The sequence below is a fragment of the Pseudoduganella violacea genome, assembly GCF_014191875.1.
GTDB lineage: Bacteria > Pseudomonadota > Gammaproteobacteria > Burkholderiales > Burkholderiaceae_D > Rugamonas > Rugamonas violacea_A.
The window spans coordinates 175,959-200,990 of record NZ_JACHXD010000011.1 but is presented as its reverse complement, the minus strand read 5'-3'; the positions used below and the strand labels follow the sequence as shown (position 1 = coordinate 200,990).

The following is a 25,032-nucleotide window of genomic DNA, read 5'->3' as shown; positions in this document are numbered from 1 at the left end:
CTATATTCAGCGCACACAACGGAGCACTATGCAAACCAAGACCACACCTACTACAGAGCACCTGCACGCCCACCGCGACGGCGATGCGAAACACGCCCACTTCAGCGAGAAGCGCAGCCAGAGCGCGCTCGCCATCGCCCTTTTCATGACGCTGGGTTTCGCGGTGATCGAAGTGCTGGCCGGCTTCGCATCCAACTCGCTGGCGCTGATCTCCGACGCCGGCCATATGGTGACGGACGCCGCCTCGCTCGGCTTGGCCTTGCTGGCGCAGTTGATCGCCAAGCGCCGCCCTTCTTCCAGCTACTCCTTCGGCTTCGGCCGCGCCGAAGCGCTGGCCGCCTTCGTCAACGGCCTGGCCATGCTGGCCGTGGTGGGCTGGATCGTATTCGAAGCCATACAGCGCTTCTCGCAGCCGCAGCCGGTACAAGGCGGCATGGTGCTGGTGGTGGCCGCCATCGGCCTGGCGATCAACCTGGTGGTCGCCTTTGTGCTGTCGAAGGACAGCGACAATATGAACACCCGCGCCGCCCTGGTACACGTGATGGGCGATATGCTCGGCTCCGTGGCGGCGTTGATTGCGGGCGGCGTCATCATGTATACGGGCTGGATGCAGATCGACCCGCTGCTCTCGATCCTGGTTTCGCTGCTGATCCTGAAATCGACCATCGGCGTGCTGCGCGAATCAGGACACCATCTGATGGAAGGCGTGCCATCCCATATCGACTATCCGCAGCTGGGCCGCGACCTGGAAGCCGTGCCAGGCGTGCTGGCCGTGCACGACCTGCATGTGTGGGATATGTCGCCCGGCCACCCTGCCCTGATCGGTCACATCGAAATCGCCGATCTGCAGCAATGGCCGCAAATCCTGGCCGCCATCAAGACCATGCTGCTGGCCAACCACGATATCGACCACGTCACGCTGCAGGCTGAAATCAGCGGCACTTGCGAGCACTGAACCATGCACCGCTATACCTTAGATGCAATGCTGCGCGCCTTTAGCGCGGACCGCCCAGGCAAGGACGCCTATGTGATGCTGCCGGATTTTCTACGCGGCCCGCCGCAGGAAATCGAAAGCCTGGTGGATGCGATCCTATCCAACGGCTACGACGGCGGCACCATCCTGGATGCGGCGCTGTCGCACCTGACGGAAGCAGCGCTTGATCGCCTGGTGCACAAGTACGTGGCGACGCTGGATGGCGACAATCTCGATGAAAACATCGAAACGCTGATCGCCTACGCCAGCCTGCAAAAGCCGGCCGCGCTGCATCCCTTCCTGGAACGGCTCTTTGAAGTACAGCCCAATCAAGGCAGTTACTACGCAAGCTGGCCCTGGCGCGAGGCGCCCGCATCCGCCATTGCCCATCTTGCAGACCAAGCCGGCGCAGGCGCGGACACTGAGGCGCGCATGCAGGCCTTCGAATGCCTGCTCGAAACGCGGCAGTCCGCAGCATTGGATCTCTGCGCATCGCTGGCGAAAAGCATCCCGGCCAGGCATCCAATGGCCCTCTATCTGGAGAGCATTGGCTTCTCCGAAAGCGGGCATGCGCTCTATGCTGACGAACCCTTGCACCTGATATTCCCACGCAAGCATTTCACGCCACCAAGCCAGAGCTGGAACCTGCCGCGCATTCATCCCACCTGGCAGCTCGAAACGGGAGGCAGCGCGTACCGCTTTGGCGGCACGGGTTCAGGCCAATGCGGGCTTTGCGGCGGTGCGCTGCACCACTTGGTGGCGCTACCGGAGAACCGCATAGGTTTGTCCGAGCGGCCGCAATTGGCGTCGCTTGAAACCTGCCTTTCCTGCCTGGGCATGGAACAGCCGGTGCTGCATTACCGGCATGAAGAGTCCGGGCAAATCACATCGCTCGACAAGGGCGAGGTCACGCCCGAGTTTATCGCCACGCCGCTCAAGCAATGCGAAGTCAGGCTGGCGCCGACTCCCGCCCGTTGGCGCTGGCAGGACTGGGCGCTGTCGAACGGCCGCGAGAACCTGCACCGCATCGGCGGCTTCCCGTCGTGGGTGCAAAGCGCGAACCATCCATCATGTCCATGCTGCGGCGAAAAGATGAAGTTCATGCTGCAGCTCGATTCCGAACTGCCGGACGAAAACGGCGAAGAATGGCTGTGGGGCAGCGGCGGCATCTGCTACGGCTTTAGCTGCGCGCCTTGCCGCACGACCGCCTATATGTGGCAATGCACATGATGCAGTGCTTTGCCAGGACAGAGCGCGCCAGCTGATTCGCTGGCCGCACCTGATCCCAACCAGCACTTTAGGCGCGGCGCGCTTCCAGCACGCCGCTGACTTCACTGATCGCGGCGAGCGCCTTGTTCAGTTGCGCGGTGGAGCCGATTTCGGCGGTGAAGGTCATGCGCGCCTGGCCTTTGGCGCTTTGCGTGTTCACGCCGATCACATTGATCTTCTCGCGCGAGAAGACCTCGGAGATGTCGCGCAGCAGGCCTTGGCGGTCGCCCGACAAAACGAAGAGATCGACCGGGAAGACGGTATCGGAGCGGGTATTGCCCCACTCGGTCACGATCACGCGCTCCGGCGCCTTGCTGCGCATCTCGGCGAAATTCTTGCAGGTGATGCGGTGGATCGACACCCCCTTGCCGCGCGTGACAAAGCCGACAATAGGATCGGGCGGCGCCGGCTTGCAGCACTTGGCCAGCTGCGTCATCAAGCCGTCGGTGCCGACCACCAGCACGCCCGATTTGGCGCCCTGCTCCACGCTCGAAGCGCGGCTCTTGTTGAGGATGACGGCATCCTCGGGTTCGGCCACCTCGCCCGTGTCGTGCAAGGCCTGCTCCACATGGCGCAGGCTGAATTCATCCTTGCCGCAGGCGAGGAAAAGGTCGTCCACCTTGGAGAAGCCCAGCTTCTGCGCCAGCGCTTCCAGATTGACGGCGGTCTTGCCTTCGCGCTGCAGCGATTTCTCCACCAGGCTGCGGCCATGCGACAGGGTTTCCTGCATATCGATGGCATGGAACCAGGCGCGCACCTTGGAGCGCGTGCGGTTGCTGACGGTGTAGCCGGGACTGAGCCAGTCGCGCGATGGCCCGGCCGTGCCGGGCGCGCCTTTGGCGGTGATGATTTCGCAGGTCTGCCCGCTCTTCAAGGCCGTGTTCAGCGGCACCATCGCGCCGTCGACGCGCGCGCCGCGGCAACGGTGGCCCACATCGCTGTGCAGGTGGTAGGCAAAGTCGATCGGCGTGGCGCCGACCGGCAGTTCCAGCACGCGCGCCTGCGGCGTCAGCACGAAGATGCGGTCGTCCAGCGCCGCGGCCTTGAGCTTCTCCACCCATTCGCGCTGTAATTGCTCTTCGCCGACGACGGCGTCGGCCACCTCGGTTTTCCAGGCCAGCAGCTGGCGCAGCCAGGCGATTTTCTCGTCGTACTTCTGGCCGGCGAAGTTGGAACCGCCCTCCTCCTTGTAACGCCAGTGCGCGGCGACGCCATACTCGGCGAAGTTGTGCATTTCCTGGGTGCGGATCTGCACTTCGAGCGGACGGCCGTCTTCCGCCATCACCACCGTGTGCAGCGACTGGTAGCCGTTCGGCTTGGGACGGGAAATGTAATCGTCGAACTCTTTCGGGATCGGGGTCCAGATATTGTGGACCACGCCCAGCACGGTGTAGCAGGTCTTCACATCGGCCACGATGACGCGGAAGGCGCGCACATCGTACAGCTCCGAGAAGTCCAGCTCCTTGCCGCGCATCTTGTTCCAGATGCTGTAGATATGCTTGGGCCGGCCGAATACCTCGGCGCTGATGCCGGCCGATTTCAATTCGCTTTGCAGACGCTCGATGGACGAGGTAACGAAGCTCTCGCGCATCATGCGCTTCTCTTCGAGCATCTTGGCGATGCGCTTGTACGATTCCGGCTCGATCAGGCGGAAAGCCAGATCCTCCAGCTCCCATTTGATCTGCCAGATGCCCAGGCGGTTCGCCAGCGGCGCGTACAAGTCCAGGGTCTCGCGCCCGTAAGCGCGGGTCTTTTCCGTGAAGATCTTGTTGTCGGCGAAGTGGCGCAGCGTGGCGCAGCAGGAAGCCAGGCGCACCAGCACCACGCGCATATCGCTGGCCATGGCCAGCAGCATCTTGCGCAGGGTTTCCACCTGCGACACCGCCAGCTGGGCCGCGTTCTTGCCGCGCCCCGGGCCGGACGATTGCGCCTGCGTCAGCTCGCGCAGGCGGATCAGCTGGCGCACGCCCGTGACCAGCTCATTGACTTCCTTGCCGAAGCGCGGTTCGATGCTGGGCGCCTGATCGGCGTCGAGCAGCGTCAGTTCGAACATCAGGCCGGCGATGCGGGTTTCGGCGTCGGTGCGCAGGAAGGCCAGCGTGCCCGCCACGCCCACGGCGAAATCGAAGGCGTTTTCGCCGCTCAGCGCGGTCTTGCCCGCATATACCTCGCTGGCGTAATCCAGCGCAGCCAGCACGCGGGCGCCGTCATCGGCGGACAAACCCTGCACCAGCTGGTCCGACGTTGCGCTATTGAGCGCCGCGATAGAAACCATATGAAACCCTACCAACCTTGAATACTGTGAACCTTGCTATCTTAGCGCCGATCGAGGCGCCCCGGCTGAAGAGCCGCTTAACGCTGGGCGGCGACCACCACGATCTCGACGCGCCAGGCCGGATTGGCCAGCTTGGCCTGCACGGTGGCGCGCGGCGGGGTATGGCCGCCCGGCACCCAGGCGTCCCACTCTTCGTTCATGCCGGCGAAATCGGCCAGGTCGGCCAGGTAGATCTGGGCCGACAGGATGCAGGTCTTGTCGCTGCCGGCTTCGGCCAGCAGACGGTCGATATGGCCCAGCACTTCGCGGGTCTGGCCCTGGATATCGCTATCGGTGTTTTCGGCGATCTGGCCGGCCAGGTATACGGTGTTGTTGTGGATGGCGACTTCGGACAGTCGTTTGCCTACGTGCAGTCGGGTGATTTCCATTCTTCTCTCTTTAATGGTTTAACAAAAAGTCTTGGGCGATGGCGATCTGGTCGTCGTGGATGAAGGTCGGCGCATGGCCCACGCCGGGAATCTCGACCAATTTCGCCTTCGGTCCGCGTTCGGTCATGCTGCGCGCGGTTTCGCGCGACAGCAGGTCGGATTCGCCGCCGCGCACCAACAAGGTCGGGCAGCGGATCGCGTCATAGGACGCCCACAGCATGGCCTGGTCGGCAGCGGCCGATTCCGGCGTCGCGGAGCGGAAAGGCTGGGCCAAGCCCATATCGTAGTGGCGCACCCAGTTGCCGTCCGGGTCCTGGCGCAGCACATCGGCCGCCAGCTTGCGCCACTCCTCATCGGTATGCGGGCCAAACGGCAGCGAGACATCGCGCACGAATTTGGCGCCCACGTCAAAACTCGGGAAGCGCAGATCCTGGCCGATGTAGTCGCCAATGCGCTGCAAGGCCACCGGATCGAGCACAGGACCGATATCGTTCAGTATCAGCTTGCTCACCGGGCTGTCCGGCAGCGAAGCCAGACCCAGGCCGATCAAGCCGCCCATCGAGGTGCCGAACCAGTCCACGCTCTGGCGTTCGCCTTTGGCCAGCACGCGCGCCAGCAGCGTCACCATATCGCTCACATACTGCGGAATGCGGTAGAGCTGGGGATTGCGCAGGCGGCCGGAGCGGCCACGGCCCACCACGTCGGGACAAACCACGCGGTAGTGGCCGGCCAGGGCGCGCGCCAGATTATCGAAATCGTCCGACACGCGGGTCACGCCATGCACGCAAACGAGCACGTTCGGGTTGTCTTCCTCGCCCCATTCCTTGTAGGCCATGGTATGCAGGCCGGACATGGAAAAACACTGCACCGATTTGATTTTCGCTTCGATCATGCCGCTTCCTTATGGTTTCGGGATGGCCCAGTCTTGGTTTTTGGGCTACATTCTACTTGCGCCGCGCTTAAAAGCCTAACGAAGTGTAGCGTACAGCAGCATGGACCAACAAACCGACTTCCAAAAGAGGACACTATGACCAGCACCCAACTCAAGGGCAAGACCGCACTCGTTACCGGCTCCACTTCCGGCATCGGGCTTGGCATCGCGCGCGCCCTGGCCGCGCAAGGCGCCAACATCCTGTTCAACGGCTTCGGCGACGCGGGCGAGATCGAGAAGCTGCAGGCCGGCGTGGCCGGCGAGTTCGGCGTGCGCACCGCCTACCACAACGCCGATATGTCGAAACCGGCCGAAATCGAAGCCATGATGGCCTTCGCCGCCGAAAAATTCGGCGGCATCGATGTCCTCGTCAACAACGCGGGTATCCAGCACGTGGCCAATGTGGACGAATTCCCGGTCGAGAAATGGGATGCCATCATCGCCATCAACCTGAGTTCCGCCTTCCACACCAGCCGCCTGGCGCTGCCGCGCATGAAGGCGCAGAACTGGGGCCGCATCATCAACCTGGCTTCGGTGCATGGCCTGGTCGGCTCGGCCGGCAAATCGGCCTATGTCGCGGCCAAGCATGGCTTGGTGGGCCTGACCAAGGTGACGGCGCTGGAAACGGCGCAAACCGGCGTCACGGCCAACGCGATCTGCCCCGGCTTCGTGCTGACGCCACTGGTACAGAAACAGGTCGATGCGCGCGCCAGCGCCGATGGCCTGAGCAACGAGGCCGCGAAAAAAGCCCTGCTGTCGGAAAAGCAGCCTTCGGCCGATTTCGTCACGCCCGAGCAGTTGGGCGAACTGGCCGTCTTCCTGTGCAGCGACGCGGCGGCCCAGGTGCGCGGCGCGGCCTGGAATATGGACGGCGGCTGGGCCGCGCAATAACCGTTACTTCATATAGTTGTTCTTGACCCGCACATAGTGCTCGGCCGAATACTTCAGGTAAGCGATTTCTTCGGCCGTCAATTCCCGCACCCGCATCGCCGGCCGTCCCACGTAGAGATGGCCGCTGCGCAGCACCTTGCCCGGCGATACCAGGCTGCCCGCGCCCAGCATCACGCGCGGCTGCACCACCACGTCGTCCATCACAATGGAACCCATGCCGATCAGGCATTCGTCGCCAATCGTACAGCCATGCAGCAGCACCGAATGGCCGACCGTCACGTAATTGCCGATGGTCAGCGGCGAGCCGTCCGGCTTGGACGCGTTCTTGTGCGAGACATGGCCCATGGCGAAGTCCTGCACATTGCTGCATTCGCCGATGACGATGCGGTTCACATCGCCGCGCAGCACGGTATTGCACCAGACCGAGGAATCGCGGCCGATCGTCACGTCGCCGATGATCTGGCCGGTTTCGTGGACGTACACACCGTCCGCCAGTTCGGGGAAAGTATCGAGGTAGCTTTGTAAAGGCATAGGAGGCTCAAAACAGCTTGCGGATTTGCCGGTGGATTATACCGGCATCGACTTGCACTTTGCGCCATTGTGGTTAACCGCAATAGGGATAATCACAATAGTGATGACCATAATTCTCAAGCATGATCACGCCCATTGGAGACCATTGGAGACAAAGAGGGCCGTCATGAAAAAACCTTTTTACAAGATTCTGTATGTCCAGGTGCTGTTCGCGATCGCTTGCGGCGTCCTGCTGGGCATCTACCTGCCGACCGACGCCGTGGCCATGAAGCCGCTGGGCGACGGCTTCATCAAACTGATTAAGATGATCATCGCGCCGGTGATCTTCTGCACCGTGGTCTCGGGCATCGCCGGCATGCAGGACGTGAAGAAGATCGGCCGTGTGGGCGGCAAGGCCCTGCTCTACTTCGAAGTCGTCTCCACGTTCGCGCTGGTGATCGGCCTCTTCGTCGCCAACATCCTGCAGCCTGGCGCCGGCTTCAACGCCGACCCGGCCACCCTCGACACCAAGGCCATCGCGCAATACACCGACAAGGCCAAGCACCAATCCACCATCGACTTCGTGATGAACATCATCCCGAACACGGCGGTCGATGCCTTCGCCAAGGGCGACATCCTGCAAGTGCTGCTGATCTCCGTGCTGTTCGGCTTCGCGCTGTCGCTGTCGGGCGAAAAAGGCCGCCACATCGTCAAGCTGATCGACGACGCTTCGGCCGCAATCTTCAGCATGGTCAACATCATCATGAAGGCCGCCCCGATCGGCGCTTTCGGCGCCATGGCCTTCACCATCGGCAAATACGGCATCGACTCGCTGCTGCCGCTGGCCAAGCTGATGGGTTCCTTCTACCTGACCTGCGGCCTGTTCGTCCTCGTCGTGCTGGGCGCCATCGCCAAATTCACCGGCTTCTCGATCGGCCGCTTCATCCTCTACATCAAAGAAGAACTGCTGATCGTGCTGGGCACCAGCTCCTCCGAGAGCGCCCTGCCCTCGCTGATGAACAAGCTGGAAAAACTCGGCTGCGCCAAGCCCGTGGTGGGCCTGGTGGTCCCGACCGGCTATTCCTTCAATCTGGACGGCACCAATATCTATATGACGATGGCGGCCCTGTTCGTGGCCCAGGCCACCAACACCGACCTGACCCTGACGCAGGAACTGACCATTCTCGGCGTGGCGATGCTGACGTCGAAAGGCGCCTCCGGCATCACCGGCGCCGGCTTCATCACCCTGGCCGCGACGCTGGCCGTGGTACCGACCATTCCGGTGGCGGGCATGGCGCTGATCCTCGGCATCGACCGCTTCATGAGCGAATGCCGCGCCCTGACCAACTTCGTCGGCAACGGCGTGGCGGCGGTGGTGGTCTCGAAATGGGAAAACGAACTCGATCACGCCACCCTGCAGCGCGAACTGGCCCAGCCCAGCCACGCCCACCCGCAGGCCACGGCAACCCCGGCACTGGCGCCACACGGCGATTAAATCCGACATCGCCATCCAGGCAAAGGCTCCGCACAGCAATGTCCGGAGCTTTTTTCATTGCCGCTCATCAATAGTGCAAATGGCACCCACTGCTATATTGAGAAATATAGCGAGAGGAGGTGCGCGATGAGCAAAGTCAACATTCAAATCGATAAGGATTTATTAGACCGGGCGCGCGAGTATTTCGCGTCTGCCAGCGACGAAGAGCTTGCCGAGAAAGCGTTTTCGACGCTTATCCATGTGGAAGCGGGGCGTTGGATATTCGAAAATGGCGGCACCGAGCCTGATATCGAGGACATTCCACGTCGACGCTGGGAGCGGATTTGATTCTTATCGACACATCGGTCTGGATAGATCACCTACGCCGTCCAGAGCACGCCATCGAAACGCTCCGCAAGCGGAATATGGTATTGATGCATCCTTTTGTAGTCGGTGAATTAGCCATGGGCACTTTGAGTCGCCGTCCATATTGGCTCAAAAAGTTTCATGACCTGCCGCAAGCCGACGTTACGCCGCTTCAGCAGGTTCTCGAGTTCATCGACGCACACGTTCTGCACGGTAGCGGCATCGGCTATATCGATGCGCATCTGCTTGCTTCCGCCAATCACCTCCCCGGCACCTTGCTCTGGACGCGCGACAAGCGCTTGCACGCAATTGGCCTACGCCTGAACCTGGCGGCAGAAATTCAAGCGGTCTAACTATGGACCGTGAGCTTAATTGCACCCACATTTGCATATCATTTGCGAAGCACACAACAAACCGGGGAGCGGGCCATGCCTCCCCGTCGCCGTACAGGCTTATCGGCCGCAGCGGGCGTTCGAGTAGGGGCCGCTGAAGCGGGTCCAGTTCCAGCCCGGCGAATTCTGGGCGCAGACCAGGCTACCGTTCAACTTGCTTTGCCACAAATAGAACGGCGCGGGCAAAGCCAGCGCCGAAAGGGATACCACACAAGCCAGCGCCGCCGCGCCGTATTTCAAAGCACGCATGCAAACCTCCTTGAGTATAGTTATGGGGGTAGTACCGCCACTTACTATACAGATAAGAAGTTATTAAACATGCACACTTTGTAACAAAAAAGGCATGCCGCAGCATGCCTTTTTGACGCTTTCGCGGCCGCTTACAGGGCCGAGAAATCCAGCTCCACGCCGGTGGCGGCGGCGATCTCGTCCTGGCTGACGCCTGGCGCCAGTTCGGTCACTTTCAGGCCGCGCTCGCTGACTTCCATCACGCCGAGGTCGGTGATGATCAGATCCACCACGCCGACGCCGGTCAGCGGCAGGTCGCATTTCTTCAGCAGCTTGTGCGAGGTCGAGCCATCCTTGGCGGTGGCAACGTGCTCCATCAGCACCACCACGCGCTTGACGCCGGCCACCAGATCCATCGCGCCGCCCATGCCCTTGACCATTTTGCCGGGGATCATCCAGTTGGCCAGGTCGCCCTGCTCCGACACCTGCATGGCGCCCAGGATGGCCAGATTGATCTTGCCGCCGCGGATCATGCCGAAGGAATCGGCCGAGCTGAAGTAAGCCGCGCCGGGCAAGGCCGTCACGGTCTGCTTGCCGGCGTTGATCAGGTCGGCGTCGACTTCGTCATCGGTCGGGAAGGGACCGATGCCGAGCAGACCGTTTTCCGATTGCAGGAACACTTCGATATCCGAGGGCACATAGTTGGCCACCAGGGTCGGCAGGCCGATGCCCAGGTTCACATAAAAGCCGTCCTGCAGCTCTTTCGCCGCGCGCGCGGCCATTTCATCACGAGTCCAAGCCATGTCTGTCTCCTCAGTTCGAACGCACGGTGCGCTGTTCGATGCGTTTTTCCGGGGTGGCGTTCAGCACGATGCGGTGCACGAAGATGCCGGGGGTGTGGACTTGGTCCGGGTCGATCTCACCGATCTCGACCAGTTGTTCCACTTCCACCACAGTGATCTTGCCGGCGGCGGCCACGTTCGGGTTGAAGTTGCGCGCGGTTTTGCGGTAGATCAGGTTGCCGGCCTTGTCGGCCTTCCAGGCCTTGACCAGGGCCACGTCGGCCACCAGGGCGCGTTCCATCACATACTGCTCGCCGTCGAATTCGCGCACTTCCTTGCCGTCGGCGACGATGGTGCCGACGCCGGTCTTGGTGAAGAAGGCGGGAATGCCGGCGCCGCCGGCGCGCAGCTTCTCGGCCAGCGTGCCTTGCGGCGTGAATTCGAGCTCCAGCTCGCCGGCCAGGTATTGGCGCGCGAATTCCTTGTTCTCGCCGACATAGGATGAGATCATTTTCTTGATCTGGCGCGTTTCCAGCAACTGGCCCAGGCCGAAGCCATCGACGCCGGCGTTGTTGGAAATGGCGGTCAATTGTTTGGCGCCGGTGTCGCGCAAGGCGGCGATCAGCGCTTCCGGAATGCCGCACAGGCCGAAGCCGCCGACGGCGATGGTTTGTCCATCTTCTACGATGCCGGCCAGGGCGGCCGCTGCATCGGGATAAACTTTGTTCATAGCTTCCCCTCTATTTTTGATAAGCTTGCTGTGTGGTCAAGATGGCGTATCAGAATAGAATACGCGAATCAAAAGTACAATACCGTAGAACTACCTGTGCCCGTCCCAAGATGAACGCGATCGACTACGAACATATCTTTTTGCACGCACCCGTCGGCATGTGCATTTCCGAGAACCGCGTGATTCAGTCCTGCAACGAAGCGCTGGCGCGCATGTTCGGCTATACGCGCGCGGAATTGACCGGCACCTCCTTCAAGATCCTCTACCCCACCCTCGACGAATTCCTGCGTACGGGCGACCGCATCATCCCCATCATGAACGCCAAGGGCCGTTATTCGGACGAGCGCATCATGCGCCGCGCCAACCAGGAGCTGTTCTGGTGCCATGTGACGGGCCATGCGCTGAAGCCGAACGAGCCGTTGGGGCCGGGCATCTGGACTTTCGAGGATGTGAGCGAAAAGCGGCCGGTGACGGCCGAGCTGACCCCGCGCGAGCGCGAAATCGCGGCCTTGCTGGTTGAAGGCAAGACCAGCAAGGTCATCGCGCGCCAGATCGACCTCAGTCCGCGCACGGTGGAGATGCACCGCGCCAAGCTGATGCGCAAGTTCGACGCGGCCACCTCGTCGGAACTGGTGCATAAGCTGGTCGGGGTGCAGCTCTGACCGCGCGCCGGCCGCGGCTCAGGTCGCGGTCATGCCGTCGTCGGCCGAGATGATGGCGCCGTTGATGAAGTGGGCTTCCTCGCCGGCCAGCAGCAAGAGCAGGCCGTCCAGGTCTTCCGGCTTGCCGGCGCGTTTGCGCGGCAGCATTTCGATCAGCTTCTTGCCCTGTTCGCTGGCGAAATAATCCTCGTTGATCTCGGTCGAGATATAGCCCGGGCAGATGGCGTTGGTATTGATGCCGTATTTGCCCCATTCCACCGCCATGGCCTTGGTCATCTGCACCACGCCCGCCTTGCTCATGCAATACACGCCGATCTGCGGCAGCACGCGCAAGCCCGCCACCGAAGCGATATTGATGATGCGGTGCTGCTTCTTCGGGTCGCCCTTGGCGCGCGCGATCATGCGTTTGGCCGATTCCTGGGCCACGAAGAAGGCGCCGCGCAGATTGGTATCCATCACGAAGTTGTAGTCTTCCGGCGTCACATCGACCAGGCGTTGCGTGGTCGACACGCCCGAATTATTCACCAGGATATCGATCGGGCCAGCTTCCGTTTCGGCATGGGCGATGGCCGATTTGATGCTCGCATAATCGGTGACGTCGAGCGTGACCACATGGGCGGCGCCGCCGTCGGCCTCGATTTCGGCGCGCAGCTCTTTCAGCCGCTCGATGCGGCGCGAAGCCAGCACCACCTGGGCGCCGGCCCTTGCCAGCACCTTGGCGAAACGCGCGCCCAGCCCGCTCGATGCGCCGGTGATCAAGGCGATCTTGCCCTCAAAATTGACTTCTATACCCACGTGCCGCTCCTGTCAGTGTTCAAATTCCGACAGCGCCTTCGCTGTCTGAACGTAATGATTACACAAAACGCCAGTATTAGATTGCGACATCTAATAATGTCCCTCACAATGGCGCCACCTTGCAATCCGGGGGAAAAAGAAGCACACTCGTGCTAATTTCCTTCAACATTCAGTTTCTTATAAAAATTATCATGACAAACCTCGTTGAACAGTATGGCCCGCGCGATGCGATGGAGTATGACGTCGTTATCGTTGGCGGTGGCCCTGCTGGCCTGTCGGCAGCCATCCGCATCAAGCAACTGGCACAGGAGAAGGGTCAGGAGATCTCGGTCGTGGTGCTGGAAAAAGGCGGTGAGCTCGGCGCCCACATCCTGTCCGGCGCGGTGATGGACCCGAAAGCGCTGACTGAACTCATTCCCAACTGGAAGGAACTGGGCGCCCCGCTGAACACGGAAGTGACGGAAGACCGCGTGCTCTTCCTGACCGAGAACAAGGCCTACAAGACGCCGAACTTCCTGCTGCCGGCCTGCTTCGAGAACCATGGTAATTATGTGATTTCGCTGGGCAATGTGGTGCGCTGGCTGGGCCAGCAAGCCGAAGCGCTGGGCGTGGAAATCTTCCCCGGCTTCGCCGCGGCCGAAGTGCTGTACAACGAGGACGGCTCGGTCAAAGGCATCGCCACCGGCAATATGGGCGTCAAGCGCGATGGCGAAGCCGGTCCCGAATTCCAGCTGGGCATGGAACTGCACGGCAAATACACCCTCTTCGCCGAAGGCGCGCGCGGCCATCTGGGCAAGCAGCTGATGGCCAAGTACGATCTGAACAAGGGCAAAGACCCGCAGGCTTACGGCATCGGCATCAAGGAACTGTGGGAAATCGATCCGGCCAAGCACCAGCCTGGCCTCGTGATCCACACCACCGGCTGGCCGCTCGACACCAAGACCTATGGCGGCTCCTTCCTCTACCACCTGGAAAACAACCAGGTAATGGTGGGTTATGTGGTCGGCCTGAATTACGAGAACCCCTACCTCTCGCCTTACGAGGAATTCCAGCGCTATAAGACGCACCCGGCCATCCGCGGCTTCTTCGAAGGCGGCAAGCGCATTTCCTACGGCGCGCGCGCGATCACGGCCGGCGGCCTGCAATCGCTGCCGAAGCTGGTCTTCCCGGGCGGCGCCCTGCTCGGCTGCGACGCCGGCTTCCTGAATATGAGCCGCATCAAGGGCAGCCACGCCGCGATCAAATCGGGCATGCTGGCCGCCGAAGCCGTGGCCGCCGCGCTGGGCGAAAGCCGCCAGCACGACGAGCTGGCCGCGTACCCGGCAGCGTTCGAAAAATCCTGGTTGCACGAAGAGCTGCACGTGGCGCGCAACGTCAAGCAGTACCTGAACAAGGGCCTGTATTTCGGCTCCATCATGACCGCCGTCGACCAACTGGTCTTCCGCGGCAAGGCGCCGTGGACCCTGCACCACAGCCACGCCGACCATGAGTGCCTGAAGCCGGCCGCCAATTACCAGCCCATCGTCTATCCGAAACCGGACGGCAAGCTGACCTTCGACCGCCTGTCCTCGGTGTTCATCTCGAACACCAACCACGCCGAAGACCAGCCCATCCACCTGACGCTGAAGAACGCCAGCATCCCGGTCGATGTCAACCTGGCCAAGTATGCCGGCCCCGAACAGCGCTACTGCCCGGCCGGCGTGTACGAGTTCATGAAAACGGACGAGGGCCAGGACCGCCTGCAGATCAACGCGCAGAACTGCGTGCACTGTAAGACCTGCGATATCAAGGACCCGACCCAGAACATCGTCTGGATCACGCCGGAAGGCGGCGGCGGACCGAATTATCCGAATATGTAAGCCAAGCTGTAAGCCAGACCAAAAAGCGCAGAAATTCTGCGCTTTTTGCGTATGCGGGCCAGCCGGCTGAAAGAATGTGAAAAAATTCTTTGCGGAAAGTTTCTCCGTGGGCGAGGGAGCAGTTACAATGGATAAATGACCCCTATTTTCAGGCCCTTACAGCCCGCCACCTGTCCGTTGCCGCGCGCGGGAGCGCAGCCATGAGGGTGGCCCTGATGCAGCCCTACTTTCTGCCCTATATCGGTTATTTCCAGCTGATCGGGGCGGTGGATTTGTTTGTTATCTACGACAACATCAAATACACCAAAAAAGGCTGGATCAACCGGAACCGCATGCTGCTCAACGGTTCGGACACCCTGTTTTCCCTGCCGCTGGCGGCCGCTTCCGACAGCCTCGATGTGTGCGAGCGCACCTTGGTCGCGCCGCCCGCCCGCCATAAATGGCTGGCGCAGATGAAGGGGGCCTACCGCCATGCCCCGCATTTCGCGTCCACCGCCCGCCTGCTCGACAGCATCGCCGGCGCCCCGGAGGAGAATCTGTTCGCTTTCCTGCACCAAGCCTTGCTGAAAACCTGCGCGCATCTGGACATCGGCACGCCGATCCGGCTCTCTTCCACCGTGCCGATAGACCATGCGCTGAAGGGGCAGGACAAGGTGCTGGCCATCTGCCAGGCTGTCGGCGCCAGCACCTATATCAACGCCATCGGCGGTACCGAGCTGTATTCGCGCGATCAATTTGCGGCGCGCGGCCTGCAGCTGCAGTTCCTCCGTTCGCTCCCTTTCGACTACCCGCAGTTCGGCGCGCCCTTCGTGCCATGGCTTTCGATTGCCGACGTCATGATGTTCAATCCCGTCGGCACGGTGCGCGAACGTGTCATGACCCACTATGAATTGATCTGAATATGTTCAAATGGAACAAGCTTGGCCGGGCCTTTACGCCGCAGGAAGTCAGTGGACGCCCGTGGTTGAAGGAGTTTGCCCAGGCGCCGGCGACGCTGGTCTTCGACGATTTCGTCCGCGTGTATTTCTCCTGCCGCCCGCCGGCCGATGCCCAGGGCCAGTACGTCAGCTACTCCGCCTTTGTCGATCTGGACCGGAAGAACCTGTTCCAGGTGCGCGCGGTCAGCGCCGAACCCATCCTGCCGCTGGGCGGACTGGGCGAGTTCGATGAGTTCGGCACCTATCCGGTGTCCGTGATCCGCGACGGCGACCAGGTGCGCGCCTATTACGCCGGCTGGACCCGCTGCGAGTCGGTGCCGTTCAACGTCGGCATCGGCATGGCCGTCAGCGAGGACGGCGGCGTCAGCTTCCGCAAGGCCGGCAAGGGGCCGGTCCTGCCCTACTCGCCGGAAGAACCTTTCGTGTTAAGCGGTCCCAAGGTACGCCGTTTTAACGGCACCTGGTATCTCTGGTATATCGCCGGGCGCAAATGGAAGCTGGTCGCAGGACGCGCGGAACCGGTCTACAAGATCCGCATGGCCAGCTCGCAGGACGGCCTCAACTGGGTCAAGCAGAACCGCGACCTGATCGCCAGCCGGGTGGAAGAAGATGAGGCGCAAGCCAGTCCCGACGTGTTCTACGCCAACGGCAAATACCATATGTTCTTTTGCTACCGCTACAGCGGCAACTACCGCGGCAAGGCATTCGGCTACCGCATCGGCTACGCGTCCAGCCACGACCTGCTGCACTGGGAACGCGACGACAGCAAGGCCGGCATCGACGTCGCGGACAGCGGCTGGGACGAGGAAATGATCAGCTATCCGCATGTGTTCGAACTCGATGGCAAAACCTATCTGGCGTATCTGGGCAACCAGGTGGGACGCGAAGGCTTCGGCCTGGCCGTGCTCGATGGGACTTTGGAGTAAACGATGAAGTGGACCAAGTTAGGCAAGATCTTCGATCCAGGCCAGCACCAGCTGCCCAATCACTGCCTCCAGTTTGCGCAATCGCCGCAGGCGCTGGTGTGCGACGATTTCGTGCGCATCTATTTTTCCACCCGGGCCGTCGATCCCGCCAACGGCAAGTACCTGAGCCATATCGCCTACGTCGACATGCGCAAAAACCTGCGCGACGTCATCGGCGTGTCGCAGCAGACCGTCCTGCCTTTGGGCGAATTGGGCTGCTTTGACGAGCACGGCATCTTCCCCATCAATGTGCTGCCGCACGCGGGCTTGGTGTACGCCTACACTTGCGGCTGGAACCGCCGCGTTTCCGTGTCGGTCGATACCGCCATCGGCCTGGCCATCAGCCGCGACGGCGGGCGCACCTTTACGCGCCACGGCAGCGGCCCGGTGCTCGGCCCCTCGCTGCACGAACCCTGCCTGGTGGGCGACGGCTTCGTCAAGGTGATCGATGGCGTCTTCCATATGTGGTACATCTTCGGCACCGGCTGGCGCCGTTACGACGCGGCGGCGGCGCCCGACCGCACCTACAAGATCGGCCACGCCGTGTCGGACGACGGCATCAACTGGCGCAAGGACGAGGCGCGCCAGATCATCGCCGACGTGCTGGGGCCGGACGAAAGCCAGGCGCTGCCGACCGTCACCGAGATCGACGGCCGCTACCATATGTTCTTCTGCTACCGCCAATCCTCGGATTTCCGGCAGAACGCCGCGCGCGGCTACCGCATCGGCCATGCCTGGTCGGACGACCTGTCGCACTGGGTCCGGGACGACCTGTCGCCGGCGCTGCCGCCCGGCGCCGCCGGGCAATGGGACAGCGATATGCAGTGCTACCCGCACGTCTTCCAGTGCGACGGCCAGACTTATCTGCTGTACAACGGCAACCAATTCGGCCGCGACGGCTTTGGCCTGGCCGTGCTGGAAAAATGAGCCCGGCCATCCGCTATGCCCGCAATCTGAGCAGCGCCGCACAGATCGCCGGCCATCTGCAGGAGTGCGACCCGATGTTTCAGCCGCCGCTCAGTTCGCGCGTCGATCTGCCGGCCTATGCCGCCAAACTGGGACGGCAGGCGGTGCGCTTCGAAGCTTGGCGCGGCGATCTGCTGATCGGCCTGGTGGCCGCCTACTGCGACGGCCAGGACGGCAAGCCCGGCTTCATCAGCAATGTCAGCGTGCTGCCCGCCTGGGCGGGGCAAGGCATCGCCTCGCGGCTGCTGGCCGATTGCCTGGCCTATGCGGCCGGCGCCGGCCTGGCGCGGCTCGAACTGGAAGTGGGGCGGGACAACCACGCCGCCCTCGCCCTATACCGCAAACACGGTTTCCATCCCCGCCAGCAGGCCGGGGACAGCATTCTTATGAGCCGGCATCCCGGCAATGGAGCACACAATGAGCAATGAACGCGACTACAACCTTGAAATGCAGGATGTCGAGCAGCGCAAATACGCCTACGGCTTCGATTTCGACGTCATGCATCCGTATATGATCCAGTCGTTTCAGCCCTTCTTCCGCCCGGGCAGCCTGCTGGAACTGGGCAGCTTCAAAGGCGATCTGACGCGCCGTCTGCAAAGCCACTTTGCCGACATCACCTGCGTCGAAGCGTCCGACGCGGCCATTGCCGAGGCGCGCCGCAAATGCGGCGCCGGCGTCGATATCATCCACTCGCGCTTCGAGGACGTCAGCCTGCCGCGGCGCTACGACAATATCGTGCTGACCCATGTGCTGGAGCATCTGGACGATCCGGTCGCGGTGCTGCGCCGGATTAACACGGAATGGCTGGCGCCCGGCGGCCGCTTCTTCCTGGTGTGCCCGAACGCCAACGCGCCCTCGCGCCAGATCGCCGTGAAGATGGGCCTGATCAGCCACAACAGCGCGGTGACGGCGGGCGAGGCCGAGCATGGCCACCGCTGCACCTACACCAGCGACACCCTGGAGCGCGACGCCAGCGCGGCCGGTTTGCGCGTGGTGGTGCGCTCCGGCATCTTCTTCAAGGCGCTGGCGAACTTCCAGTGGGACCGCTTGCTGCAGACCGATATTATTTCCCAGGAATACCTGGACGGCTGCTATAAGCTGGGGCAGCAATATCCCGACCTGTGCGCCAGCATTTTCCTGATGTGCGAAGCCGGCGCCTGAGCCCGGCGTCACACGATCGGCCGCCGCCTCCCCTTCACTCTTTTTCTCTTTTCCATGAGCACTGAAGCCTCCCCCGACATGGCCGACGACGGCGCGCTGCAACTGGCCCTGGCCGAACATCGCGCCGGCCGGCTTGCCGCCGCCGCCGAACACTACCAGCGCCTGCTGGCCGTGCGCCCCTACCACGCCGTGGCCAACCATAATCTGGGCTTGCTGCACGGGCAGCAGGGCGAGCATGGCGCCGCCCTGCCCTATTTCGAGGCCGCCTGGAGCATCAATCCCGACGAGGGCCAGTTCTGGCTGTCCTATGCGAACGGCCTGCTGAACGCCGGCCAGCCGCAGGCGGCGCGGGAACTGATCGAAACGGCCATGCAGCGCGGCCTCGACACGCCGCAGGCGCAACAGATTCTGGCGCAGGCGCGCGCCGCCGCCGGCGCCCTGCCCGCGGACTCGGCCGAGGCGCAGCTGCAGCAGCTCGCGCAGCTGTACCAGAGCGGCCAGTATGCGGCGCTGGAAGCGCGCACGCGCGCCCTGCTGGCCGGCCAGCCCGAATCGGCGCTGCTGTGGGGCGTGCTGGGCACGGCCCTGCAACTGCAGCACAAGGACGAACTGGCGGCGCTGCAAAAATGCGTGGAACTCGCGCCCGACGATGCCGAAGGGCATAGCAACCTGGGCAACGCCTGGCAAAGCCGCGGCCAGTTCGACCAGGCCATCGCCAGTTATGCCAGCGCGCTGCGCCTGCAACCGGAGTTTGCCGAAGCCCATGGCAATCTGGGCAGCGCCTTGTGCGCGCTCGGACGCCTGCCCGAGGCCGCCGCCAGCTTTGAGCGCGCCCTGGCCATCCAGCCGGACTATGGCCTGGTCCGGCGCAAACTGGGCGACACGCTGAGCGCACTGGGCCAGCCGGCGCAAGCGGCGGCCGCCTACCAGGCGGCCCTGCAGCTGGAACCGGACAGCGCCGATCTGCTGTGCAAGCTGGCGCTGGCGCTGCAGGCGCTGGGGCGCTGGGCCGAAGCCGGCACGCTGCTGGCACGGGCGCTGGCGCTGGCGCCCGACGATGTGCCGGCGCTGCGCGCCGCCGGCGACAGCGCCATCAATCTCGAGCAGACGGAGCAGGCCGCCGCGTATTACCGCCGCATCCTGGCACTGGAACCGGACAGCGCCGAGGCGCATATGCTGCTGGGCATCGCCTTGATGGGACTGCAGCAGCACGAGGATGCCCTGCCCCTGCTGCTGCGGGCCAGCGCACTGGCGCCGCAATCCGTGCCCACCCTCAACTGGCTGGGCCAGGTGCAGCACCGGCTGCAGCAGTATGACGCAGCCATCGCCAGTTTCCAGCGCGCCACCGAGCTCGCGCCCGAGGACGGCACGCTGCACAATATGCTGGGCTTGGCCTACCACGGCGCCAAACGCAACCAGGAGGCGGAAGCCTGCCACCGCCAGGCGCTGGCGCTGGCGCCGGACAATGCGCTGTTCCATGGCAATCTGGGCGTGGCCTTGCAAAGCCAGAGCCGCTACCAGGAAGCGGAGCGCTGCCAGCGCGCGGCCGTGGCCTGCGATCCGGACTATGCGCTGGCCTACCTCAACCTGGGCAACTGCCTGCACCATCTGGAACGCCCGCACGAAGCCGTCGACAGCTTCCGCCGCGCGCTGGCGCTGCAACCGGACCTCAGCAACGCGCCGCTGAACCTGGCCTCCACCCTGAGCAATCTGGGCCGGCTGGACGAAGCGGTCCAGGTGTGCCGGGACGCGCTGCAGGTCAACCCCGACTATTGCAGCGTGCATAACAGCATGCTGTTCTGCCTGTCGCACCTGGGCGATATCGAACCGGCCCAGCTGTACGCCGAGCACCGCCGCTTTGCCGAGAAATTCGAAGCGCCGCTGCGCAGCGCCTGGCGCGCCCATGGCAATTCGCGCGAGCCGGAACGCGTGCTGCGCATCGGCTTCGTGTCGGGCGATTTTTACCAGCATGCGGTGGCGAACTTCATTCTGCCGGTGCTCGAGTGTCTGGTCCACTCGCCGCGCGTCAGCCTGTACGGCTATTACAACCATACGGTGCGCGACAGCGCCACCCAGCGCCTGCAAGCCTGCCTGCCCCACTGGCGCGACGTGGCGCCGCTCAGCGACGCGGAACTGGCCGAGCTGATCCGGGAAGACGGCATCGACATCCTGATCGACCTGTCCGGCCACACCGGCCGCAACCGCCTGCTGACCTTTGCCCGCAAGCCGGCGCCGCTGCAAGCGTCCTGGATCGGCTATCCGGGCACCACCGGCATGGATGCGATGGATTACTTCCTGACCGACCGCTACCTGCTGCCGGCCGCATTCGCCAGCCAGTACGCCGAAGCGTTTGCCTACATGCCGGCCTCCGCGCCCTTCCTGCCGTCCGGCGACGCGCCGCCGGTCAACGCGCTGCCGGCGCTGCAAAACGGCTTCATCACGTTCGGCAGCTTTAACCGCTCCAATAAGATCAATGCGCAGACCATTGCGCTGTGGTCCAGCCTGATGCGCGCCGTGCCCAGCTCGCGCCTGCTGCTGGCCGGCATGACGCCCGGCGCCTCCTATGACGAGCTGATCGCCCGCTTCGCCGCCGAAGGCATCGCGCGCGAACGCCTGAGTTTCCAGCCGCGCACCAATATGCGCGGCTACCTCAGCCTGCACCACCAGGTCGATATCGCGCTCGACACGTTCCCGTATACGGGCGGCACCACCACCCTGCACGGCGTGTGGATGGGCGTGCCGATGCTGACGCTGGCCGGCGCCACCATGCCGGCGCGGGTCAGCGCCGCCGTGCTGGAACGGCTCGGCCTGGCGGCCTTCGTTGCCCACACGGCCGACGAGTATCTGGAAAAAGGCCGTTACATTACCGGCCAGCTGGACTTGCTGGCGTCCCTGCGCGCGCGCATGCGCCAGTTGCTGGCGGCGTCGGCCCTGGGCCAGCCCGGCGTCATTGCCGTCGGCCTGGAAGGCGCGGCCCGCGCCATGTGGCACCGCTGGTGCGCCGGCCTGGCGCCCGAAACTTTTGAAGTGGAACTGACGACCGAGGGCGATCCCGCCGCGCCGCCCTCCGACCTGTAACTCCATCCACCGATCCGTGAAAGGAGCGGGCGAGCCGGCCCCCGGCCGGCGCCCGCGCAGACCAGAATGACTTCCGACAAAAAACCCGCCCCCATCTATGTGACCCAGCCCTACCTGCCGCCGCTGCAGGAGTTCCTGCCCTATCTGGAGGAAATCTGGGAAAACAAATTCCTCACCAATTGCGGCCCCTTCCACGCCCAGCTCGAGCGCGCGCTGGCCGACTACCTCGGCGTGCCGCATATCTCGCTGTTCGCCAACGGCACCCTGGCCCTGATTACCGCGCTGCAGTCGCTGCGCATCACCGGCGAGGTGATCACCACGCCCTACTCCTTCGTGGCCACCGCCCATTCGCTGCTGTGGAACGGCATCCGCCCGGTCTTCGTCGACATCGATCCGCACACCTTCAACCTGGACCCGGACCAGATCGAGGCGGCGATCACGCCGCACACCACGGCCATCATGCCGGTGCACTGCTACGGCCAGCCCTGCAATGTCGAGCGCATCGAGGAAATCGCCAGCAATTACGGCCTGAAAGTCATTTACGACGCGGCCCATGCCTTCGGCGTGCGCCACCACGGCGAAAGCGTCCTGCAGCACGGCGACATTTCCGTGCTGAGCTTCCACGCCACCAAGGTCTTCAATACCTTTGAAGGCGGCGCCATCATCTGCCAGGACGCCAAGATGAAGCGCCACATCGACCACCTGAAAAATTTCGGCTTCGTCGATGAGGTCACGGTGGTGGCGCCGGGCATCAACGGCAAGATGAACGAGGTGTCGGCCGCCTTCGGCCTGCTGCAGCTGAAGGGCATCGACGGCGCCCTGGCCCGGCGCGCGCGCATCGATCAGCGCTACCGCGCCGGCCTGCAGGACGTGGCCGGCATCCGCTGCCCGGCCCCGGCCGCGTCCACGCAGCCGAACCATGCCTACTTCCCCATCCTCGTCGGCCCCGACTATCCGCACAGCCGCGACGCCCTGTATCAGCGGCTGCGCGAGGCCGGCATCCATGCGCGCCGCTATTTCTTCCCGCTCATCAGCGACTTCCCCATGTACCGCGGCATGCCGTCGGCCGCGCGCGCGCGCCTGCCGGTGGCCAGCGCGGTGTCCAGCCAGGTGATCTGCCTGCCGATCTTCCCCGACTTGCAGGACGCGCAGGTGGACAGTATTGTCGAGCTGATTCAACGCCCCTGAGCAGGGAGCCGGCCCATGTCCCCCTCCGCGCCCGTCTTGATCTTTCCGGCAGGGATGCCGCGCGCCCTCGCCTACCTCGAGCATTGCCGGCGCCATGGCCTGGCGGCCATCGGCGCCTCCTCGCTGGCCTACGACACGGCCCAGGCGCACTACCCGGCCTGGTTGCACCTGCCCTATATCCACGAGCCGCAATTCGCCGCCGCGCTGCGCGCCCAGATCCAGGCCCACGGCGTGGGCGGCATCTTCACCCCCCATCCGGTGGTCTGGAGCGCGCTGCAGCGTCTGGCGCAGGAAGGCGCGCTGCCGGTGCCGCTGCTCAATCCCTGGCCTCTGGCGGAAGAGCTGGCGCCCTTCCATGCCGCGCAAGTCCAGGCCGACCGCTGCGCCCATTTGCCGCCCGAGCTGGCGTCGAGCGTGGCCGCCCGGCCCGCGCTGGCGCGCGGCGAACTGGTGGCGCTGTTCCGCCACGCCCATGCCATTCCCGGCATGTGCGACAACGACAAGATTGCCGCTCTGGCCAGTATCGCCCGCCACGCCGTGGCCGGCGATGTGGTGGAGATCGGCAGCGCCTACGGCAAGTCCGCCTTCGTGCTGAACCGTCTGGCCCGCCTGTACGGCATCGGCCCCACCCTGTGCGTTGACCCCTGGTCCGGCAGCGCCGCCGTCCAGCATGACGCGGGCGGCCTGGTCGACGCCTGCCTGCCGCACTACGATTACGCGGAAATGCTGCGCGCCTTCGAAGCCCACCTGCTGCCGTACGCCGCCGGCGACCTCAATTATCTGCGCCTGCCCTCGGTCGAGGCCGCTGCCCGGTACCGGCAGCAGCGCACGGTCACCAGCGCGGCGTTCGGCCGCACCGACTACGGCGGCCGCATCGCCCTGCTGCATATCGACGGCAACCATAGCGCCCCGGCCGTGGCCGCCGACGTCGCGGCCTGGACCGGCTACCTGGCCCCGGGCGGCTGGCTCATCCTTGACGATTACCGCTGGCCCTTCGGCGACGGCCCGCGCCAGGCCGGCGACGCCTGGCTGGCCGCGCACGCCGCGCGCGTCGCCGCCGCTTTCGTGATGGGCGGCGCCCTATTTATACAATTGCAATGAAAACCGGTGGCGCAAAAAATTTCAAAAAATTTCCACAAAGAATTTAATAAGCGGGCGCGGGCGGTCGTCTTGTACTTTTGAGAGCGCAAGAACCTGCGGCTCCGAACCGAACCCACACTAACAGGAGTTACAAATGCTGAGCCTTCACACCAACAACGCTGCCCTGTCGGCACAAAACTCGATCTCCAAAACCCAGGCTACCCTGTCGACCTCGATGACCCGCCTGAGCACCGGTTTCCGCGTGAACTCGGCAATGGACGACGCTGCTGGCCTGCAGATCGCAACCCGTCTGAAAGCTCAGACCAGCGGCATGTCCGTGGCGATGCAAAATACCCAGAACAGCACCTCGATGCTGCAAACCGCTGAAGGCGCTTTCAACGAAGTGACCAATATGCTGGTGCGCATGAAGGATCTGGCCACCCAGGCCGCTGACGCCTCCTCGACCACCGCCGACAAGAGCGCCATGCAGTCCGAATTCGACGCGCTGGGCCAAGAACTGGGCAACGTGCTGAAAAACACCACCTTCGGTGGCTCCAAACTGCTGGTGGGCGGTACCATCGCCAGCTCGATGACCTTCCAGATCGGTGCAGCCGCCAGCGAAACCATGGCGATCAACCTGACCACCGACATGAGCCAGATCGTCACCGACGTCAGCGCCGCCACCGCCAACTACACCGGCGCCGCCACCGGCACCGAAATCGCCACCGGCACCGCCGCCAACGGCACCATCACCAAACTGGAAACGGCCATCGCTTCCGTGGGCAAAGTGCAGTCCTCCCTGGGTGCAACCGCCAACCGTCTGGACCACGTGAACAGCAACTTGGCCAACATCTCCACCAACACCAAGGCCGCTACCGGCCGTATCATGGACGTGGACTTCGCGACCGAAAGCTCGAAAATGACGTCGGCCCAGATGCTGCTGCAAGCTGGTACCGCCATGCTGAAACAAAGCAACAGCATGTCCTCGATGGTCATGTCCCTGCTGCAGTAATCGCAGCCGCTTTCCCGGCCGCCTGCGGCCGGGTTGGACAGGAGCCAACCGGACATCCGGTTGGCTTTTTTTCTATTCC

Annotated in this window: 25 protein-coding genes; 17 read left to right on the top strand and 8 right to left on the bottom strand. The window is 63.4% G+C overall.

The window, feature by feature from the left end:
• Positions 1-28 precede the first annotated feature (28 nt).
• Positions 29-955, top strand: a complete 927-nt coding sequence (locus FHS03_RS19555) for a cation diffusion facilitator family transporter (RefSeq protein ID WP_183442616.1) — start codon at positions 29-31, stop codon at positions 953-955.
• A gap of 72 nt (positions 956-1,027) precedes the next feature.
• Entirely contained in the window at positions 1,028-2,203 is a 1,176-nt protein-coding gene (locus FHS03_RS19550; RefSeq protein ID WP_183442615.1) for a YwqG family protein, read from the top strand.
• Positions 2,204-2,270: 67 nt separating this feature from the next.
• Here FHS03_RS19550 and FHS03_RS19545 read toward each other — a convergent pair whose 3' ends face one another.
• From FHS03_RS19545 to FHS03_RS19535, 3 genes are all read right to left on the bottom strand, one after another.
• A complete protein-coding gene (locus FHS03_RS19545; RefSeq protein WP_176347770.1) occupies positions 2,271-4,517 on the bottom strand; it encodes a RelA/SpoT family protein in 2,247 nt (748 codons plus the stop codon).
• 77 nt (positions 4,518-4,594) lie between these two features.
• The gene (locus tag FHS03_RS19540; RefSeq protein ID WP_183442614.1) at positions 4,595-4,945 is read right to left on the bottom strand and encodes a RidA family protein; all 351 of its coding nucleotides are present in this window, start codon (positions 4,943-4,945) and stop codon (positions 4,595-4,597) included.
• Positions 4,946-4,955: 10 nt separating this feature from the next.
• The gene (locus tag FHS03_RS19535; protein ID WP_183442613.1) at positions 4,956-5,837 is read right to left on the bottom strand and encodes an alpha/beta fold hydrolase; all 882 of its coding nucleotides are present in this window, start codon (positions 5,835-5,837) and stop codon (positions 4,956-4,958) included.
• A gap of 135 nt (positions 5,838-5,972) precedes the next feature.
• Between FHS03_RS19535 and FHS03_RS19530 the strand changes: the two genes are divergently transcribed.
• Positions 5,973-6,767, top strand: coding sequence for a 3-hydroxybutyrate dehydrogenase (locus FHS03_RS19530; protein WP_183442612.1), 795 nt, complete (start codon positions 5,973-5,975; stop codon positions 6,765-6,767).
• Positions 6,768-6,770: 3 nt separating this feature from the next.
• On the opposite strand, the gene FHS03_RS19525 is transcribed toward FHS03_RS19530, so the two are convergent.
• Entirely contained in the window at positions 6,771-7,298 is a 528-nt protein-coding gene (locus FHS03_RS19525) for a gamma carbonic anhydrase family protein (RefSeq protein WP_183442611.1), read from the bottom strand.
• Positions 7,299-7,464: 166 nt separating this feature from the next.
• Here FHS03_RS19525 and FHS03_RS19520 point away from each other — a divergent pair, with 166 nt between their 5' ends.
• From FHS03_RS19520 to FHS03_RS19510, 3 genes are all read left to right on the top strand, one after another.
• Complete coding sequence (locus FHS03_RS19520) at positions 7,465-8,772, top strand: dicarboxylate/amino acid:cation symporter (RefSeq protein ID WP_183442610.1); 1,308 nt, start codon at positions 7,465-7,467, stop codon at positions 8,770-8,772.
• A 126-nt stretch (positions 8,773-8,898) separates the two neighbouring features.
• Positions 8,899-9,099, top strand: coding sequence for a type II toxin-antitoxin system VapB family antitoxin (locus tag FHS03_RS19515; RefSeq protein WP_183442609.1), 201 nt, complete (start codon positions 8,899-8,901; stop codon positions 9,097-9,099).
• Positions 9,096-9,470, top strand: coding sequence for a type II toxin-antitoxin system VapC family toxin (locus FHS03_RS19510; protein ID WP_183442608.1), 375 nt, complete (start codon positions 9,096-9,098; stop codon positions 9,468-9,470). The genes FHS03_RS19515 and FHS03_RS19510 overlap by 4 nt, the downstream gene beginning before the upstream one ends.
• A 99-nt stretch (positions 9,471-9,569) precedes the next feature.
• Here the strand turns inward: FHS03_RS19510 and FHS03_RS19505 are convergent, their stop codons facing one another.
• The 3 genes from FHS03_RS19505 to FHS03_RS19495 all read right to left on the bottom strand — a co-directional run bounded on the left by FHS03_RS19505 (position 9,570) and on the right by FHS03_RS19495 (position 11,249).
• On the bottom strand, positions 9,570-9,758 hold the full coding sequence (locus FHS03_RS19505; protein ID WP_183442607.1) for a hypothetical protein: 189 nt from the start codon (positions 9,756-9,758) through the stop codon (positions 9,570-9,572).
• 131 nt (positions 9,759-9,889) lie between these two features.
• Positions 9,890-10,540 carry a CoA transferase subunit B gene (locus tag FHS03_RS19500; RefSeq protein WP_183442606.1) on the bottom strand — a complete coding sequence of 217 codons (651 nt, stop codon included), beginning with the start codon at positions 10,538-10,540 and terminating at the stop codon, positions 9,890-9,892.
• A gap of 10 nt (positions 10,541-10,550) precedes the next feature.
• Entirely contained in the window at positions 10,551-11,249 is a 699-nt protein-coding gene (locus FHS03_RS19495; RefSeq protein ID WP_183442605.1) for a CoA transferase subunit A, read from the bottom strand.
• A gap of 110 nt (positions 11,250-11,359) precedes the next feature.
• Here FHS03_RS19495 and FHS03_RS19490 point away from each other — a divergent pair, with 110 nt between their 5' ends.
• Entirely contained in the window at positions 11,360-11,911 is a 552-nt protein-coding gene (locus FHS03_RS19490; protein ID WP_183442604.1) for a LuxR C-terminal-related transcriptional regulator, read from the top strand.
• 18 nt (positions 11,912-11,929) lie between these two features.
• On the opposite strand, the gene FHS03_RS19485 is transcribed toward FHS03_RS19490, so the two are convergent.
• Entirely contained in the window at positions 11,930-12,706 is a 777-nt protein-coding gene (locus FHS03_RS19485) for an SDR family oxidoreductase (protein WP_183442603.1), read from the bottom strand.
• Between the two features lie 230 nt (positions 12,707-12,936).
• Between FHS03_RS19485 and FHS03_RS19480 the strand changes: the two genes are divergently transcribed.
• From FHS03_RS19480 to FHS03_RS19435, 10 genes are all read left to right on the top strand, one after another.
• Entirely contained in the window at positions 12,937-14,565 is a 1,629-nt protein-coding gene (locus FHS03_RS19480; protein ID WP_371871742.1) for an electron transfer flavoprotein-ubiquinone oxidoreductase, read from the top strand.
• Positions 14,566-14,765: 200 nt separating this feature from the next.
• Entirely contained in the window at positions 14,766-15,464 is a 699-nt protein-coding gene (locus tag FHS03_RS19475) for a WbqC family protein (RefSeq protein ID WP_183442601.1), read from the top strand.
• 2 nt (positions 15,465-15,466) lie between these two features.
• A complete protein-coding gene (locus FHS03_RS19470) occupies positions 15,467-16,429 on the top strand; it encodes a glycoside hydrolase family protein (protein WP_183442600.1) in 963 nt (320 codons plus the stop codon).
• 3 nt (positions 16,430-16,432) lie between these two features.
• A complete protein-coding gene (locus FHS03_RS19465; RefSeq protein ID WP_183442599.1) occupies positions 16,433-17,395 on the top strand; it encodes a glycoside hydrolase family protein in 963 nt (320 codons plus the stop codon).
• The gene (locus tag FHS03_RS19460; protein WP_183442598.1) at positions 17,392-17,862 is read left to right on the top strand and encodes a GNAT family N-acetyltransferase; all 471 of its coding nucleotides are present in this window, start codon (positions 17,392-17,394) and stop codon (positions 17,860-17,862) included. The genes FHS03_RS19465 and FHS03_RS19460 overlap by 4 nt, the downstream gene beginning before the upstream one ends.
• Complete coding sequence (locus FHS03_RS19455; RefSeq protein WP_050407383.1) at positions 17,852-18,595, top strand: class I SAM-dependent methyltransferase; 744 nt, start codon at positions 17,852-17,854, stop codon at positions 18,593-18,595. The genes FHS03_RS19460 and FHS03_RS19455 overlap by 11 nt, the downstream gene beginning before the upstream one ends.
• A 54-nt stretch (positions 18,596-18,649) precedes the next feature.
• Positions 18,650-21,673 carry a tetratricopeptide repeat protein gene (locus tag FHS03_RS19450; protein WP_183442597.1) on the top strand — a complete coding sequence of 1,008 codons (3,024 nt, stop codon included), beginning with the start codon at positions 18,650-18,652 and terminating at the stop codon, positions 21,671-21,673.
• Between the two features lie 66 nt (positions 21,674-21,739).
• Positions 21,740-22,861 carry a DegT/DnrJ/EryC1/StrS family aminotransferase gene (locus FHS03_RS19445; protein ID WP_183442596.1) on the top strand — a complete coding sequence of 374 codons (1,122 nt, stop codon included), beginning with the start codon at positions 21,740-21,742 and terminating at the stop codon, positions 22,859-22,861.
• 15 nt (positions 22,862-22,876) lie between these two features.
• Positions 22,877-23,962 (top strand): class I SAM-dependent methyltransferase, encoded by a 1,086-nt coding sequence (locus FHS03_RS19440; RefSeq protein WP_183442595.1) that lies wholly within the window; start codon positions 22,877-22,879, stop codon positions 23,960-23,962.
• 133 nt (positions 23,963-24,095) lie between these two features.
• Positions 24,096-24,953, top strand: a complete 858-nt coding sequence (locus FHS03_RS19435; RefSeq protein WP_183442594.1) for a flagellin N-terminal helical domain-containing protein — start codon at positions 24,096-24,098, stop codon at positions 24,951-24,953.
• Positions 24,954-25,032: the final 79 nt, after the last annotated feature.

Excerpts from the sequence above, each read along its gene's own strand:
- FHS03_RS19440 (WP_183442595.1), top strand. The coding sequence starts at position 22,877 with ATGTCCCCCTCCGCGCCCGTCTTGATCTTTCCGGCAGGGATGCCGCGC.
- FHS03_RS19475 (WP_183442601.1), top strand. The coding sequence starts at position 14,766 with ATGAGGGTGGCCCTGATGCAGCCCTACTTTCTGCCCTATATCGGTTAT.
- FHS03_RS19445 (WP_183442596.1), top strand. The coding sequence starts at position 21,740 with ATGACTTCCGACAAAAAACCCGCCCCCATCTATGTGACCCAGCCCTAC.
- FHS03_RS19525 (WP_183442611.1), bottom strand. The coding sequence starts at position 7,298 with ATGCCTTTACAAAGCTACCTCGATACTTTCCCCGAACTGGCGGACGGT.
- FHS03_RS19435 (WP_183442594.1), top strand. The coding sequence starts at position 24,096 with ATGCTGAGCCTTCACACCAACAACGCTGCCCTGTCGGCACAAAACTCG.
- FHS03_RS19495 (WP_183442605.1), bottom strand. The coding sequence starts at position 11,249 with ATGAACAAAGTTTATCCCGATGCAGCGGCCGCCCTGGCCGGCATCGTA.
- FHS03_RS19460 (WP_183442598.1), top strand. The coding sequence starts at position 17,392 with ATGAGCCCGGCCATCCGCTATGCCCGCAATCTGAGCAGCGCCGCACAG.
- FHS03_RS19515 (WP_183442609.1), top strand. The coding sequence starts at position 8,899 with ATGAGCAAAGTCAACATTCAAATCGATAAGGATTTATTAGACCGGGCG.
- FHS03_RS19535 (WP_183442613.1), bottom strand. The coding sequence starts at position 5,837 with ATGATCGAAGCGAAAATCAAATCGGTGCAGTGTTTTTCCATGTCCGGC.
- FHS03_RS19505 (WP_183442607.1), bottom strand. The coding sequence starts at position 9,758 with ATGCGTGCTTTGAAATACGGCGCGGCGGCGCTGGCTTGTGTGGTATCC.
- FHS03_RS19480 (WP_371871742.1), top strand. The coding sequence starts at position 12,937 with ATGGAGTATGACGTCGTTATCGTTGGCGGTGGCCCTGCTGGCCTGTCG.
- FHS03_RS19450 (WP_183442597.1), top strand. The coding sequence starts at position 18,650 with ATGAGCACTGAAGCCTCCCCCGACATGGCCGACGACGGCGCGCTGCAA.
- FHS03_RS19490 (WP_183442604.1), top strand. The coding sequence starts at position 11,360 with ATGAACGCGATCGACTACGAACATATCTTTTTGCACGCACCCGTCGGC.
- FHS03_RS19465 (WP_183442599.1), top strand. The coding sequence starts at position 16,433 with ATGAAGTGGACCAAGTTAGGCAAGATCTTCGATCCAGGCCAGCACCAG.
- FHS03_RS19545 (WP_176347770.1), bottom strand. The coding sequence starts at position 4,517 with ATGGTTTCTATCGCGGCGCTCAATAGCGCAACGTCGGACCAGCTGGTG.
- FHS03_RS19540 (WP_183442614.1), bottom strand. The coding sequence starts at position 4,945 with ATGGAAATCACCCGACTGCACGTAGGCAAACGACTGTCCGAAGTCGCC.
- FHS03_RS19555 (WP_183442616.1), top strand. The coding sequence starts at position 29 with ATGCAAACCAAGACCACACCTACTACAGAGCACCTGCACGCCCACCGC.
- FHS03_RS19455 (WP_050407383.1), top strand. The coding sequence starts at position 17,852 with ATGAGCAATGAACGCGACTACAACCTTGAAATGCAGGATGTCGAGCAG.
- FHS03_RS19520 (WP_183442610.1), top strand. The coding sequence starts at position 7,465 with ATGAAAAAACCTTTTTACAAGATTCTGTATGTCCAGGTGCTGTTCGCG.
- FHS03_RS19530 (WP_183442612.1), top strand. The coding sequence starts at position 5,973 with ATGACCAGCACCCAACTCAAGGGCAAGACCGCACTCGTTACCGGCTCC.
- FHS03_RS19500 (WP_183442606.1), bottom strand. The coding sequence starts at position 10,540 with ATGGCTTGGACTCGTGATGAAATGGCCGCGCGCGCGGCGAAAGAGCTG.
- FHS03_RS19470 (WP_183442600.1), top strand. The coding sequence starts at position 15,467 with ATGTTCAAATGGAACAAGCTTGGCCGGGCCTTTACGCCGCAGGAAGTC.